This is a genomic window from Mesoflavibacter sp., assembly GCF_964226795.1.
In the GTDB taxonomy this organism is placed as follows: domain Bacteria; phylum Bacteroidota; class Bacteroidia; order Flavobacteriales; family Flavobacteriaceae; genus Mesoflavibacter; species Mesoflavibacter zeaxanthinifaciens.
In genome coordinates this window covers 374597-389648 of record NZ_CAXQQP010000007.1, presented here as the reverse complement: position 1 = coordinate 389648, position 15052 = coordinate 374597, and the positions used below count along the sequence as shown (strand labels likewise).

Below are 15052 nucleotides of genomic sequence, written 5' to 3'. Positions count from 1 at the left end.
ATTTCCTAAGCGGGTGCAAATATAAAACAAGTTTTTAAACCTTGCAAACTTTTTTTAAAAAAATTTAAAATTTATTTTTTCACCGTTTTGCTTAATCAATATTTTATCTAGAACTTTCTCGAAATCTTATCCCTGATTGCTCAGTTGTTATTGTTTCGGGGTGCAAATATAAGACCCTTTTTCATTCCCACAACCCTTTTTTGAAACTTTTTTTGCTTTTTTTTTATTCTTGCTTTTTAACACCTTGTTTTCAGCGTTTTACAACTTAACTTTTTTTATCTTTTTTTCTAATCTGTTTTTTCAACCTATATAATACACTTAATACTCCTTTTAAATCTTATACTTTTATGTAGAGTATACATATATTGTTACTTATTTCTTATAAACATTTAAATAGTGTTTCAACTATATATACAATATAAATACTTCTTATAAATCTAAAACATTAATCAATTTATATCATACCAGGAAAAAAAGCACTAGCCTTAAAAATAATTAAGTTCTGTACTTAAAAGAATTCTACATAAAGAAATCCCATACCAACCCAAAACGAACAGCAAAATCTCGAAATGGTTGGTTTGGTGCTGAGTAATAATCATATCCTGTAAAAGCTGCATTGAAGTGCTCTGCCTTTAAAAAGATTCTTGTTTGACGAATTTTAGCATTAATAAAAAAGTCTAATCTAGGGAACCCACCATACTCTTGCTGATTTTGCGTATAAAATTCTGCCAACAAAGGATCATAACCATTCATATTATACTTAGTGAAATAATTAAATATCACACCTGTTTGAAGAAACATCGCTTTTTTAAACACGTGATTTGAATAGTACAATGTATTACGTGTTACTATTTGAGGTACATTTAATGTATTATTCTCATCGGAGACATTTTGATATAGTACCGTATTATCTAAAGCGAAGTTTTTATATCGTATTTCTTTTTGAAGTTTTGCTCTAAGATATGTAATTGTAGCACTATTTTGAAAAGGCTTTACGTTATCATCTTCGTTTTTTGCAAAATACACATTGTCTGTTATGGTGTTAAAGTCTAATGATAGGTTTACGTATTTATCTGATTTAATGTCAAAAACTATTTGCTGAGTCTTTATATTGTTGAAATTATTTTTCCAGTTATAATTTACATAGTCACTTTGATACAATAAAGTATTAAAGTTTGGCGCTACAGTATGATGATTAATTCCTACAGAAGCATCAAAGTTTTCACTTAACTTATAGCCTGCTTTTGCAGACAGATAATTAGAATCATAATCACCTACGATATTTAATTGTGCTTCTCCGGATAGTAAGAAACCTTTATATTGTTTTTTATATTTTCCGCCAACACTTAATATGTCTCCTTTAATCCTATTAGGTATTTTCCCAGAATCTAAATACAATACTTTATTGTAACCATAATTATAATTATTATGACTTGCATTAAATTGTATGTTACCTATTGTTTTATTTGTATAATCTAGTCGCAATTGATTGTAAAAACGCTCATACTCATTTCTGTCTACTAGATTTGAGGTCTTAAAAGCTTCTCCAAAATAGTCATTACTACTACTTTGTTCAAACTTGTATATTTTATCCTCTAGCATCATTATATGCCCCACTTGTAACTTATTGGTTTGTGTAGAATCGTTTTGTTTAATGATATCATATGTATGGTTAAGATAAAATCGTTTTCCTAAAAATAAGCTTTCGGCATTTTCAAAATTTACTTCAAAAACACCTCTATCCAAGAAATCTTCATCTCCAGTTTCAAAAAACTCAATACTTTCATCTGTAATACCTCCATTTTCTTCATTTAAAATATCTTGAGAGGTAAAGTGCATATTAGCTATATATCTATTGTTTTTAGTCTTATAGCTTGCTGTCATCCTTAAGTTTCCTGTACTTGATAAAGAATTTTGATAAAACCCTAAAGATCGCATTCCTTTATATGCAATAGATAAATTAAGTCGTTTTGATGTGTTTACCGTAAAAAAAGCATCTAATTGCTGACCTTGTGTAAAAGCTGTTTTATAGTAAATTTCTGTTAAAGGCGTCGGGACATGGTAATAATTAACATCTTCTGCGTCTAAATAATTAAAATGTTTTGCGTTAGCGCCAAATTTGGGCAATAAATTATTATCACTAAAATTATGCGTTAAACTATTATACGTTTGTCCAACATTGGCAAAAGGCATTAAACCAAAATCATCACGTCTTAAATAATTATATTTATACTCTTTTTTTATAGATAAGGTTGTATCTAAATAAGTAGAGTCCCTTTCAGGAGTAATTATTAGATATTGTGTTATTTCTGTGTCTTCAAATTTGACTTTTTTCCATTTTTTTTCTCCTCCTTGACCAATAGAATCCATTAACTCTTGATCTTCTTTTGACACATCTGACTTCCCTCCAAGTTTTCTTTGAGCAAAACCAAATACTGTAAACATTATTAAAATTATACTGAAAATTATTTTTTTCATTAATTGCTGACTATTTTAGTCTTTAATTTTTAAATTATCTAAGTGCCAAAAATAGCAAATATCTTTATGGTATTTGATTTTTAGTAAAGAAAGGCATAAATCTATAATTTTTTAAACGTTTTATTATTCATTTTATTTAATGCTTAAACTAAATTTTTCTGGCTTTAACCTTGAATGTGGAACAGACGAAGCTGGTCGTGGTTGTCTTGCTGGTCCTGTTACTGCTGCTGCTGTTATATTAAAACCTGATTTTAAAAACTCTATTCTTAACGACTCTAAACAGATAAGCGAAAAAAAGCGCGACATTTTAAGACCTGTTATAGAAAATGAAGCTTTATGTTTTGGCTTTTCTCATATCTATCCTGATGTAATTGACGAGATAAACATTTTAAATGCATCAATTTTAGCAATGCACAATTCTATTAAAACTTTAAAAAACACACCCGAATTCATCATAGTTGACGGCAACAAGTTTAAACCTTTTAAAGAAATACCGCATGAAACTATAATAAAAGGAGATGGTAAATTTTTAAGCATTGCAGCTGCTTCGGTTTTAGCAAAAACGTATAGAGATGAGTATATGAATAAAATCCATGAAGAATTCCCTATGTATAATTGGAAAAAAAACAAAGGTTACCCAACAAAAGAGCATAGAGAAGCCATTAAGGAATTTGGCGTTACAAAATATCATAGAAAATCTTTTAGACTATTACCAGAACAATTGAAATTAGACCTGTAACTTTCTATCTTTGCATAAACCCTCATTATTTATATGAAACATTTTTGGTATTACCTTTCAATAGTATTCTTAGTTTTTTCTTGTAATTCAGACTCAAAAAAAGTTAAGGTTGTAGATTTTATTTCAGAAAAGGCAGATGTTGTTTTAACCATCAACAACCTAGAAGGTTTTACAAACAACCTTAATAATAATGATCTTCTTTCTTCATTAAACAAAACTAAAAGCTATCAAAATACAATTGCGCAGTTTGCCTTTATAAAAAATCTAAAAACAAAACATCCTATATATATAGGTATAGGTTCTAAAAAAGAAACTGTTTTTAGTTTTTCAACTAGATTATCAGATTCGATTTTCACATTAGATAGCACAAAAAGAAAGTCTTTACAATTAAAAGGATTTTCTGCTGAAGAAATTTCAATAGATAGTTTAAAACTTTACGTCACTAAAAAAGATAGTGTTTTAATAGGAAGTAATACTAAAACCGAATTAGAGCAAATCATAAACAGCAAGCAAAAACCTGAACACATTAAAAGTTTAATTAACGTCCAGGATAAAAATGCTTCATTTTCTGTAATTGCAACAAACAATTCACCAGTAAAAAGTCTTTTCAAAAACGAGAAAATTACGTTTTCAAATTTCAGTAATTCGCTAACTTTTGATGCAGATATATCTCAAGACCAAATTATATTAAATGGTATTACCAAAGCAATAGATAGTAGCAACAGTTTAATTAATGTTTTTAAAAACACAATACCACAAACCAACCAACTGGCACAAATTGCACCTTCTAACAGTAATGGTTTTTTAAGTTTGACTTATAACAACTACACTACATTTAAAAACAACCTAAACGCTTTTACTAAGAAAAATGACACTTTAGCAAATTCACTTTTAAAAAATAGTATTGAATTTGGAGAAGTTTATTTTGAATCTGGCAACCTATTTATCATAAACACAGAAGATGTTATTGCTACAGAAGAAGCCTTAATAAGCGAACAACACCTTGTAGAAACTTACCGAAATGTAGATGTGTTTAATTTTAGTAATCCTGAAATTTTCAATAACACATTAGCACCTTTTATTAATAAAGTTGAAGCTAATCATTATTGTGTATTGGATCAGTTTGTTGTGTTTGCTAAAACTACAGAAGCTTTAGAAAACGTGATTGCAAACTATCAAAATCAAACTACTTTTAGTCACCGTGATTATTACAAAAACATAAAATCTAAAATTAGCAATGATGCTTCAATATTACAGATTTTAACTCCTGAAAGTTTAGAAGCAACAGTTAAACACAACTTAGATTCTGAAGAAGATTTCAACCTAAAGGGTTATAAAACTTCTGCTATACAATTTATATATGATCGCGATTTTGCACATTTCAATGCTAATTTCAAAAAAGCAAAACAAAGTTATAGAGACAATATTATTTCTGAAGTATTCAATATAAAAATTGAAAATGATGTACTTAACACGCCGCAATTTGTTACTAATCATACAAACAATCAAAAAGAAATTATAGTACAAGACATTACTAACAAGTTGTATTTAATTTCTAATAACGGAAAAATCTTATGGACCAAACAACTAGACGGTCCAATTTTAGGCGAAGTCAACCAAATAGACATGTACAAAAACAGCAGGTTACAATTAGCTTTTGCAACTCCGCATCGTGTTTATGTTATAGACAGAAATGGTAAAGACGTAGATCCTTTTCCTCTTAAATTTAGTGACGAAATCACACAACCTTTAGCTGTTTTTGATTATGACAAAAGACGTAAATACAGATTGTTTGTCACTCAAGGTAAAAACGTATTATTATACGATGCAAAAGGAAAAACAGTAAAAGGTTTTGAATTTGAATCTGCCAAAGACTTAATTAATACACCTCCAAAACATATAAGAATTGGCTCTAAAGACTATATTGTTGTAAAAACAGATAATCATTTACACATTTTATCAAGGCGAGGTAAAACCAGAATCAAAGTAAAGCAACAGTTAAATTACTCTAATCAACCAGTTTTTGAATTTAATAACGGATTTATTACAACAACAAACAACGGAAAATCAGCTACAATTGATCAAAACGGGAATGTAAACGTTGCTAATACCAATCTAAAAGAAAAACATCAACTAGTTACAACTACAAAAACATTGGTATCTCAATCAGAAAACATACTTAATATTAAAGACAAAACGCTTAATTTAGATTTAGCAAATTACACGGCGCCAAAGTTATTTTATATCAATAATAAGATATACGTTTCGGTAACAGATGTTCAAAATCAAAAAATTCTTCTTTATGATAGTAATGCTGAAATGATTGAAAACTTCCCGGTTTACGGCACTTCAAGCATTGACTTAAACAATATTGACACAGACAATAAATTAGAATTTGTTACTAAAGGAGAAAGCAACAATATTTTAGTTTACAAAATTAACTAATAGCACTAATGATAAACAGAAACAAAGCCAGCATACTTAAATGTATAATCCATAAAGTTGGTAATAAACATAACGATACAAAAAATGCATTTTCTGAAAACGAATTACAGTTTGACGAAGAAAGCTACGAGCTAATGTTACCCTTTTTACTAAGACCTTTTACCAGCTTAGTACAAAGTCACAGATTTAATCATCACGCCAATATCGAGTTAAATGAAATTAACGCCTACTCTAAAGAAATTTTTAGTGATGATAATGCATTAGTAGAAACTTCAAAAAACATAGTAAAACATTTATATGAGCAATCTACAAGTGCACAAATTAAAACAGGAGATGTTATTGTAGCTTATTTTGATGGTATAGAATATAATGAAATGGTCATTGATGCAGTTGGTATTTTCAAAATTGAAAACAAGAGCAATTTCTTTCAAACCTATTTAGAAAATAATAGCTACGATGTTATTGTTCAAAAAGGAATCAATGCCAAAAAACTAGACAAAGGTTGTTTAATTTTAAACACTGGTGATGCAGAAGGAAAAGTAGTGCTTACCGTAGATAACAATAATTATGATTCAGCATATTGGACAGACAAGTTTTTAAACATAAAATATGCAGACGATTATAATAGTCATACCCAAAACTATTTAGAATTATGTAAAGAGTTTTCTACAGAAGTTATAAAGACCAGTTACGGATCTAAAGAAAGAAATGACTTTTTAGCCAAAACCATAGACTTCTTTAAAGAAAATGAAATTATAAATGTAGAGCGTTTTAAAGAAGAAATCTTTGAAGAAGAAAAACACATAGATTTATTTGAAAGTTATAAAAAAGATTTTGAAGCCGAACAAAACATAATTATCAGAAATCAATTTGATGTTTCTGAAAAAGTATTAACCAAAGAAAAAAAGAAAATAAAAACCGATATAAAATTAGATACGCATATCCAAATAAAACTTGATATTGACGCACCAGATGCTGCTAGCGAACATCTAGAACGCGGTTACGACGAGGACAAAAAAATGCATTACTATAAAGTATATTTTAATGCAGAAGATTAAAAACAAAAAAGCGATTTGAAATTTCAAATCGCTTTTTTTTTATACTGTCGCTGTTACAAATTCAGCTTCAAAAAGAGTTTTAAAATGATTAAGTAGTTTTTCTTTTACTTCAGCTTCATCTACTTCCTTTACACCTAACTCTACATTTAAAGAAGTTACTGCTTTTCCTCTTATGCCGCAAGGAATAATATTATCAAAGTATCCTAAGTTTGCATTCACGTTAAGTGCAAAACCATGCATAGTTACCCATCTACTAGCACGTACGCCCATAGCACAAATCTTACGTGCAAACGGTGTACCAACATCTAACCAAACTCCTGTTTCGCCTTCACTACGGGTAGCATCTAAACCGTATTCTTTTAAAGTTAAAATAATAACCTCTTCAAGAAAACGTAAATACTTATGGATGTCTGTAAAAAAATTGTCTAAATCCAATATAGGATAACCAACAATTTGTCCTGGTCCATGATAAGTTATATCTCCGCCTCTATTTATTTTATAAAATGTAGCACCTTTTTCTTCTAACTGTTTTTCATCTAAAAGTAAATTAGACATATCTCCACTTTTACCTAAAGTATATACATGCGGATGCTCTACAAAAAGAAAATAGTTTGGAGTTTCTAAACCTGCATCTTCTCTTCTATTTTTAATTTTTATATCAAGGATTTCTTTAAATAAAGTTTCTTGGTAATCCCAAGTATCTTTATAGTCTTTAAATCCTAAATCTTCTATTATTATTTGTTTATTCAATGTATTAATCTTCTAAAATTACTTCCAAATTTAAAGCTTCTGGATCTGTTACATAAGTTGCAAAAGGAAATTCTACCATTATAGTTTTTCTATCTGCACTAAACATAGCGTTATCATTATTTACAGATTTTACTGGTCTAGGAAAATGATAATTTAATTTATAGGTAGAAGATCCAAACATAGCCATCATATCTTTAATACTGTCTGCTCCTTTTTGATGAGCTTCTGGATCCAGAATTTTTACTGTTCTTGTAAATGTTTTTCCGTCAAAATTATAGTTTAGTTTTGTAGCTGTATTATCTAATTGACTAAAAGGGTTTGCCGGATCATTAATTGGTTGCTTCTTACCTTTTTTATTACCTTCTAACTCACTAAAAGTATTCATTGCTTCAAACATATTTTGCATTTCAGAAGCATTATTAAATTCTGTAAACAACTCAAATGTCATTTGTTCTGTTTCAGGATTCATAACCATATGCATACTAAAGTTTTCTAGCTTTTTAAATTTCGCTTGTTCTTCAGCTGGTAACTTAGATATACTATCTCTTTTTTCGTCAAACAATTCTTTAAAACTAAAGGTAGAATCTATAGCTTTTTCACCATCTTCTTTTATTTTATCTCCTGCCATTTGCATTAATTGAGAGCCATCAAAAGAGAAAGAAATTTTACCTGATCCGTCTTCGTTGATATAAACATCTTCAGAAAAGTTACAACTGGTTAAAAACAGAGTCATTAGACTAAAAACTAGAGTAAAAAATTTGTTCATTATAATTATTGATTAAGTTGATTAAAGTACAAAGATACGATTTATCTGTTAGGATTGTTTACAATTATCAAAGCCGCAATAGTACCTGGTATCCAACCCAAACACCATAATATAAATACGATTAGAATTGATCCGCATCCTTTATCTAAAACGGATAAAGGCGGAAAGAAAATGCATAATAATACGCGCCAAAAAGACATAATAATTTGATTTTTAATGATTGATGATTACATATAAGACGTTTACAAAAGTCATTTGTTACAAAAAATAATCCTTATTTTAATTCAATTCTAGACGCTGCATTACGTAAAAAAATAGTTTTAATTCCTCTGTTAATATCTTATCTTTGCCAGCTAAAATTATATTCAAAATAAACATGTCACAATTATCTGAGCAAGAACTTGTAAGAAGAGAAAAACTATGTAAATTAAGAGAACTTGGTATTAATCCTTATCCTGCGGATTTATTTCCTGTAACCGAAAACTCTAAACAAATAAAATCTCAATTTGAAGAAGGTAAAAAGGTAGTTATTGCCGGTCGTTTAATGAGTCGTCGTATTCAAGGAAATGCTAGTTTTGCCGAACTACAAGATAGCGAAGGTCGTATTCAAGTTTATTTTAATAGAGACGAAATTTGTACTGGCGAAGACAAAACAAAATACAATACTGTTTACAAAAAATTACTTGACATAGGCGATTTTATTGGTATTGAAGGTGAATTATTTACAACTAAAGTTGGCGAAAAAACAGTTTTAGTAAAAGACTTTACTTTATTAAGTAAAGCATTAAAACCTTTACCATTACCAAAAGTAGATGCAGAAGGTAATATTCATGATAAATTTGATGATCCAGAATTACGTTACCGCCAACGTTATGCAGATTTAGTGGTTAACCCAAAAGTTAAAGACGTATTTGTAAAACGTACTAAATTGTTTAACGCTATGCGTCAATTTTTTAATAACTCTGGTTATTTTGAAGTTGAAACACCAATCTTACAACCAATACCTGGTGGCGCTGCTGCAAGACCATTTATAACGCATCACAACAGTTTAGACATTCCTTTATATATGAGAATTGCTAACGAACTGTATCTAAAACGATTAATTGTTGGTGGTTTTGAAGGTGTCTATGAGTTTTCTAAAAACTTCCGTAACGAAGGTATGGACCGTACACACAATCCAGAATTTACCGCTATGGAAATTTACGTGGCTTACAAAGACTATAACTGGATGATGGATTTTTGCGAGCAATTATTAGAGCATTGTGCAACAGCTGTAAACGGAACAACAAAAGCTACATTTGGCAAACACGAAATAGACTTTAAAGCGCCATACGCAAGAGTGACTATGGCAGACTCCATAAAACATTTTACAGGTTTTGATATTACAGGTAAAACAGAAGCAGAAATAAGACAAGCTGCAAAAGACATGGGTATTGAAGTTGATGAAACCATGGGTAAAGGAAAGTTAATTGACGAAATTTTTGGAGAAAAATGTGAAGGTAATTACATCCAACCAACATTTATCACAGATTACCCAAAAGAAATGAGTCCGTTATGTAAAGAACACCGTGATAACCCTGAGTTAACAGAACGTTTTGAACTTATGGTTTGCGGTAAAGAAATTGCAAATGCCTATTCAGAGCTTAACGATCCTATTGATCAAAAAGAACGTTTTGAACACCAATTAAAATTAGCCGAAAAAGGAGACGACGAAGCTACAGAGTTTATAGACTACGACTTTTTACGTGCTTTAGAATATGGTATGCCACCTACATCTGGTATGGGAATTGGTATGGACAGATTAATCATGTTTTTAACCAATAACCAATCTATACAAGAAGTATTGTTTTTCCCTCAAATGAAACCTGAGAAAAAAGCAATACCAATGACAGATGAAGAAAAAGCAGTGTTTGCAATCTTAAAAGCAAATAACCCAATAGACCTTAACGAGCTTAAATCTCAATCTGGATTAAGTAATAAAAAATGGGACAAAACCATAAAAGGTTTAACCAAACTTGGTGTTGCAAAAGTCAACAAAACCGACGAAGGTTTATTTGTAGAAATAGCTTAAAACCTAAATTAATTAGCACATAAAACCTAAATTTTATCTATCGATATAATTTAGGTTTTTTTTGTAAATTGTACTAGTAAAACTAATTTACTTAAACTTAAGAAAAAGCTTATATCTTCTAAGATTATGTAAGCCAAAACCTATTACAATGTTTAAAACTTTAAACAAAAAGATTGTTATATTTCCTTTGGCTACATTTTTAGTAATAACACTAATTGTAATCACAGCTTGGCAAGAAGCTTTAAATAATAATAAAGATTTAGTTAGAGAAAGCGTCCTACAAAATGGCAAGTTAATATCTAAAGAATTTAAAAACATCTTTAAAGCCGATGTCTCTAGACTTGAAAATCTTAAAAACAGAATAGAATTCACCAATGGTTTATATCTAGATTATTGGGAAAAAGATGCCTCTATGCTTCTTGAGCAAAATCAATCATTTAAGTTTTTAGAATGGATTGATAGCGCTATGGTTATCAGAAAAATAAACCCTTTAAAAGGTAACCAAAAAGCTATAAACTTAGATATCTCTAAAATCGAATATAGAAGAGATGAATGGATACAACATAGCAAAGACAGTTCTGTAAACATAACACCATGGGCTAAACTAACACAAGGTGGAAATGCTTTTTTGGTAGATGTACCAGTTTATTTTGAAAATAAATTTCAAGGAACGATTACTGGCGGAATGAATTTTAAAGACAATTTTGATAAGCTGGCTAAAAACTTAAACAACCATCTTTCCATACAGCTATTTGACCATAACAACACCTTATTTTACGAATTAAATAAAGACTCAAAAACTACCAATGACATCATCTTTCAAGATAGCATTCTTGTAGATAAACTAGACAATCAAAAATGGAAACTTCAAGTAACCGCAAATAAAAACCTTTTTACAGCAAACGGAAGATACATAACCAATATAACACTTATAATTGGTCTTATTTTAAGTTTTTTAATTAGTTTATTAATCTACTTTTACCAAAGAGCAAGAGCTGAAAGAAAATTAGTTTTAAAATCTAACAAAGAACTTTTACAAACTAACAAGCAACTAAACATAGAACGTAAAAAGGCAGAAAAAGCTTCTTTAGCTAAAACAGAGTTTTTATCTAATATGAGCCACGAGATAAGAACACCTTTACACGCTATATTAGGCTTTATAGATCTTTTAAAAAGCAGCAATCTTAATAAAAACGACAAAGAATATCTAAACTTAATGAGTAAGTCCTCAAGCAACTTATTAAATATCGTAAACGATATTTTAGATATTGATAAAATCGAGTCTGGCAAACTAGAATTAACAAAAGTTAAATTTAACCCATATCAAAAAATAATTGAATTAATAGAGGTTAATCAATTTTTATTTATACAGAAGGACTTATACCTTAAAGGAAAATACATAAACATAGAAAACAAATTTGTTTTAGGTGACGAAAGTAAATTTATTCAAGTCGTAAATAACATACTTAAAAACGGGTTAAAATTCACAAATAATGGCGGTGTTACACTAACATATAATGAAGAAATCACAAACGATAACAAGTTACATATTAATATATCTATAGCAGATACTGGTATTGGTATACCAAAAAATAGATTAAATACAATTTTTGAAAGGTTTACACAATTAGAAAACAGTGTTAAAAAGCAATATGAAGGTAGTGGTTTAGGACTTGCTATTTGTAAAATCTTTATAAAAATGATGGGTGGAGAAATTTCTGTAAAAAGCACACCTAATAAAGGAACAACGTTTGAATTTTACTTAAAATATCCAATTTTAAAAAACCAAGAAGACAACAATATTAAGTTTGAAAACCAAAAAGACATTAATCTTAATGATTTAAATGTATTAATTGTAGATGATAACAAATTAAACATTATTGTTCTTAAAAAAATTCTTGAAGATTTAGGAGTTAAAGCCGACTCTGCTAATAACGGAAAAGCAGGCCTAAGAAAATTTAAAGAAAAAAATTATCAGCTTATATTTATGGATATACATATGCCAGAAATGGACGGCTGGGAAGCAACAAAAAAGATTAGAGAATTTAATAAAGAGGTTATTATATTTGGACTATCTGCTAATGTAACTACAGAAGCTATAGACAAAGCTTTAGAAAGTGGCATGAATAACTATCTTTCAAAACCTTTCAAAAAAGAACACTTGTATAAGCTACTATTTTTCCATTTTAATAAAGATTAACTAGCACCTACTTTATTTTTCTAACTCAGGTCAAGTTTCTATCACTTGTTTTAAAACTAGATAAATTACTTTTTATCAAAATCAACAACTATCCTTCGTTTACAAAGTATTATCAACTATTAATAAAAAATCAGATTGTTAATTAATTCACAAAAATAAAACACTATTAAACCATTTAAGTTTTTAAAAGTCAAAGTAGTAAATAACTTAAAAAACAAAACAGATGAAAAAATTAGCAATACTAGCTTTAGCATTGATCACTTTTCAAGCTAATGCACAAGACAAAAAAGAAGTAAAAAAAGAACGTAAAGAAAAAATGATGCAGTTAGAGCCTCAAGAAATGGCTGAGCTTCAAACTAAAAAAATGACTTTACATTTAGATCTTACCGAAGCACAACAAAAAAAAGTAATGGCGCTTAATTTAGAGCAAGCTAAACAACGTAAAGCCGCAATGGAAAAACGTAAAGAAGCTAAAGAAAAAGGTAAAAAACCAACAAAAGAAGAACGCCTAGCTTTTGAGAACAAAAAATTAGATGCTCAAATTGAAAATAAAAAACAAATGAAAAGCATCTTAAATGAAGAACAATACAAAAAATGGGAAACCATGTTAGAGAAAAGAGCTAGAATGAAAAGCAGAATGAAAAGAGGAAAACGTATGGAAGAGAAAAAAATGCATAAAGAGCTATCAAAAGATTAACATAATCTTAATTACTTGGTATTTTAATCACTTTAAAAGATAAAAAGCATTGATTTGTCTAATCAATGCTTTTTTATTTGTAATTATTAATCAAAAAGCGTTACTTTGAGATACAATTAATTAACTATTACTACAATGAAAAAATTATTTACTCTTTGTTTATTTGTTTTTGGACTTTTATTAACTACTCAATCAGTTAATGCACAACAAAAGTTTAGCACAGAAGTTAACCAAAAAGCTTATCAAAAAGCTGTAGAATATGGTAGACACTTAAAAGCAGATCAAGAAACACAAGAAGCTATGTACACTGCTTTTCAAGAATATTATGACAAAACAAATACATTAAACAAGACTCAAAAAATTGGTTCTAGCGGTTATACTGATTTAGAAACAAAAATCAACAAACGTTTACTTACATCTTTAGAAAGTGTTTTAAATGAAGAACAATTTGGAAAATATTTAGAATTAACAGACCAAATCAAAGACGAGTAATAATTATCATATTTATTATAAAAAAATCCGATTGAAAATTTCAATCGGATTTTTTTATTTCAAAACATACTTTTTTATCTAACTAAATATAGTATTACAAGCAGCTATAGTCTTATCTAAATCTTCGTAAGTTAAAGCATCATTTAAAAACCAACTTTCAAATGCGCTTGGCGCTATATAAATACCTTGGTTTAACATACCGTGAAAAAACGTTTTAAATGTTTCATTATTTCCTTTTGCAGATGTTTCAAAATCTACAACTTCATCTTCACAAAAATGTACCGAAATCATAGAACCCACTCTATTTATAGTATAAGTCACATTGTTTTTGTCTAAAACTTCTACTAAACCTTTATGTAAGTATTCTGTTTTTTTAGCTAAACTCTCAAAAACATTTCCACTATTTAATTCTGTAAGCATGGCTAAACCTGCAGCCATAGCTAAAGGATTTCCGCTTAAGGTTCCTGCTTGATACACTGGTCCTAAAGGCGCAAGATGATTCATTATTTCGTTTCTTGCTGCAAATGCACCAACTGGCAATCCACCACCAATTACTTTTCCGAAGCAAACAATATCTGCCTTAATACCAAGTAATTCTTGCGCACCACCTTTTGCTAATCTAAAGCCTGTCATAACTTCATCAAATACTAACAAAATATTATTGTCGTCACATAAAGCTCTAAGTCCTTCTAAAAAACCTGGTTTTGGAGGTATACACCCCATATTTCCTGCAACTGGCTCTAAAATTATACAAGCTATTTCATCTTTATTAGCCTCTATTAAAGATTTTACATTATCTAGATCGTTATATTTTGCCAACAATGTATCTTTTGCTGTTCCTTGAGTAACTCCTGGACTATTTGGTGTACCAAAAGTAACTGCGCCACTTCCTGCTTGTATTAAAAACGAATCTGAATGCCCATGGTAACAACCAGCAAATTTGATTATTTTTTCTCTTTTAGTATAACCTCTAGCTAGTCTAACAGCACTCATACATGCTTCTGTACCTGAGTTTACAAATCTAATTTTATCAATATTAGGTACCATTGACACAGCTAATTCTGCTATTTTAGTTTCAATTTCTGTAGGTGTTCCAAAAGAGGTTCCTTTTTTAGCTTTATCTATTACTGCATTAACTACAGGCTCATGTGCGTGACCTAAAATCATCGGTCCCCAAGATGCTATGTAATCTATTAATTGGTTTCCATCTTCGTCATATAAATATGCTCCTTTTGCTTCTTTAACAAAAATTGGTGTTCCGCCAACAGCTTTAAATGCTCTAACAGGACTATTAACGCCTCCAGGAATTACTTTTTCTGCTTCAGCAAATAAGGCACTACTTCTTTTATAAATCAT

At 29.4% G+C, this 15052-nt stretch carries 12 protein-coding genes; 7 read left to right on the top strand and 5 right to left on the bottom strand.

Annotated features, from left to right (window positions below):
• Nucleotides 1-519 precede the first annotated feature (519 nt).
• Nucleotides 520-2478 carry a putative porin gene (locus ACEQT4_RS06975; RefSeq protein WP_370226706.1) on the bottom strand — a complete coding sequence of 653 codons (1959 nt, stop codon included), beginning with the start codon at nt 2476-2478 and terminating at the stop codon, nt 520-522.
• 139 nt (nt 2479-2617) lie between these two features.
• Between ACEQT4_RS06975 and ACEQT4_RS06970 the strand changes: the two genes are divergently transcribed.
• The 3 genes from ACEQT4_RS06970 to ACEQT4_RS06960 are packed head-to-tail and all read left to right on the top strand — an operon-like array spanning nt 2618 to nt 6720.
• Complete coding sequence (locus tag ACEQT4_RS06970; RefSeq protein ID WP_370226705.1) at nt 2618-3217, top strand: ribonuclease HII; 600 nt, start codon at nt 2618-2620, stop codon at nt 3215-3217.
• A gap of 33 nt (nt 3218-3250) precedes the next feature.
• Nucleotides 3251-5662, top strand: coding sequence for a DUF3352 domain-containing protein (locus ACEQT4_RS06965; RefSeq protein ID WP_370226703.1), 2412 nt, complete (start codon nt 3251-3253; stop codon nt 5660-5662).
• An 8-nt stretch (nt 5663-5670) separates the two neighbouring features.
• Nucleotides 5671-6720: a nucleoid-associated protein gene (locus ACEQT4_RS06960; protein ID WP_370226702.1), complete on the top strand. Its 1050-nt coding sequence runs from the start codon at nt 5671-5673 to the stop codon at nt 6718-6720.
• Nucleotides 6721-6759: 39 nt separating this feature from the next.
• On the opposite strand, the gene lipB is transcribed toward ACEQT4_RS06960, so the two are convergent.
• From lipB to ACEQT4_RS06945, 3 genes are read right to left on the bottom strand one after another with little or no spacing between them, the layout of a single operon-like run.
• The gene (lipB, locus tag ACEQT4_RS06955) at nt 6760-7470 is read right to left on the bottom strand and encodes a lipoyl(octanoyl) transferase LipB (protein WP_027881141.1); all 711 of its coding nucleotides are present in this window, start codon (nt 7468-7470) and stop codon (nt 6760-6762) included.
• Between the two features lie 4 nt (nt 7471-7474).
• Entirely contained in the window at nt 7475-8236 is a 762-nt protein-coding gene (locus tag ACEQT4_RS06950; RefSeq protein ID WP_370226701.1) for a hypothetical protein, read from the bottom strand.
• Between the two features lie 41 nt (nt 8237-8277).
• Nucleotides 8278-8436 (bottom strand): YqaE/Pmp3 family membrane protein, encoded by a 159-nt coding sequence (locus ACEQT4_RS06945; protein ID WP_081653219.1) that lies wholly within the window; start codon nt 8434-8436, stop codon nt 8278-8280.
• A 176-nt stretch (nt 8437-8612) separates the two neighbouring features.
• On the opposite strand from ACEQT4_RS06945, the gene lysS reads away from it, so the two are divergent.
• The 4 genes from lysS to ACEQT4_RS06925 all read left to right on the top strand — a co-directional run bounded on the left by lysS (nt 8613) and on the right by ACEQT4_RS06925 (nt 13696).
• Entirely contained in the window at nt 8613-10307 is a 1695-nt protein-coding gene (gene lysS / locus ACEQT4_RS06940) for a lysine--tRNA ligase (RefSeq protein WP_370226700.1), read from the top strand.
• Nucleotides 10308-10455: 148 nt separating this feature from the next.
• Entirely contained in the window at nt 10456-12507 is a 2052-nt protein-coding gene (locus tag ACEQT4_RS06935) for a response regulator (protein ID WP_370226699.1), read from the top strand.
• A gap of 223 nt (nt 12508-12730) precedes the next feature.
• Nucleotides 12731-13204, top strand: a complete 474-nt coding sequence (locus tag ACEQT4_RS06930; protein WP_027881137.1) for a hypothetical protein — start codon at nt 12731-12733, stop codon at nt 13202-13204.
• Nucleotides 13205-13339: 135 nt separating this feature from the next.
• Complete coding sequence (locus tag ACEQT4_RS06925) at nt 13340-13696, top strand: hypothetical protein (RefSeq protein WP_027881136.1); 357 nt, start codon at nt 13340-13342, stop codon at nt 13694-13696.
• Nucleotides 13697-13774: 78 nt separating this feature from the next.
• Here ACEQT4_RS06925 and hemL read toward each other — a convergent pair whose 3' ends face one another.
• Nucleotides 13775-15052 (bottom strand): glutamate-1-semialdehyde 2,1-aminomutase, encoded by a 1278-nt coding sequence (gene hemL / locus ACEQT4_RS06920; protein ID WP_370226698.1) that lies wholly within the window; start codon nt 15050-15052, stop codon nt 13775-13777.

What these genes read in the sequence shown, in the direction of transcription:
- ACEQT4_RS06970 (WP_370226705.1), top strand. Translation starts at nt 2,618, where the DNA reads ATGCTTAAACTAAATTTTTCTGGCTTTAACCTTGAATGTGGAACAGAC.
- ACEQT4_RS06925 (WP_027881136.1), top strand. Translation starts at nt 13,340, where the DNA reads ATGAAAAAATTATTTACTCTTTGTTTATTTGTTTTTGGACTTTTATTA.
- lysS (WP_370226700.1), top strand. Translation starts at nt 8,613, where the DNA reads ATGTCACAATTATCTGAGCAAGAACTTGTAAGAAGAGAAAAACTATGT.
- ACEQT4_RS06950 (WP_370226701.1), bottom strand. Translation starts at nt 8,236, where the DNA reads ATGAACAAATTTTTTACTCTAGTTTTTAGTCTAATGACTCTGTTTTTA.
- hemL (WP_370226698.1), bottom strand. Translation starts at nt 15,052, where the DNA reads ATGATTTATAAAAGAAGTAGTGCCTTATTTGCTGAAGCAGAAAAAGTA.
- ACEQT4_RS06975 (WP_370226706.1), bottom strand. Translation starts at nt 2,478, where the DNA reads ATGAAAAAAATAATTTTCAGTATAATTTTAATAATGTTTACAGTATTT.
- ACEQT4_RS06935 (WP_370226699.1), top strand. Translation starts at nt 10,456, where the DNA reads ATGTTTAAAACTTTAAACAAAAAGATTGTTATATTTCCTTTGGCTACA.
- ACEQT4_RS06960 (WP_370226702.1), top strand. Translation starts at nt 5,671, where the DNA reads ATGATAAACAGAAACAAAGCCAGCATACTTAAATGTATAATCCATAAA.
- ACEQT4_RS06945 (WP_081653219.1), bottom strand. Translation starts at nt 8,436, where the DNA reads ATGTCTTTTTGGCGCGTATTATTATGCATTTTCTTTCCGCCTTTATCC.
- ACEQT4_RS06965 (WP_370226703.1), top strand. Translation starts at nt 3,251, where the DNA reads ATGAAACATTTTTGGTATTACCTTTCAATAGTATTCTTAGTTTTTTCT.
- ACEQT4_RS06930 (WP_027881137.1), top strand. Translation starts at nt 12,731, where the DNA reads ATGAAAAAATTAGCAATACTAGCTTTAGCATTGATCACTTTTCAAGCT.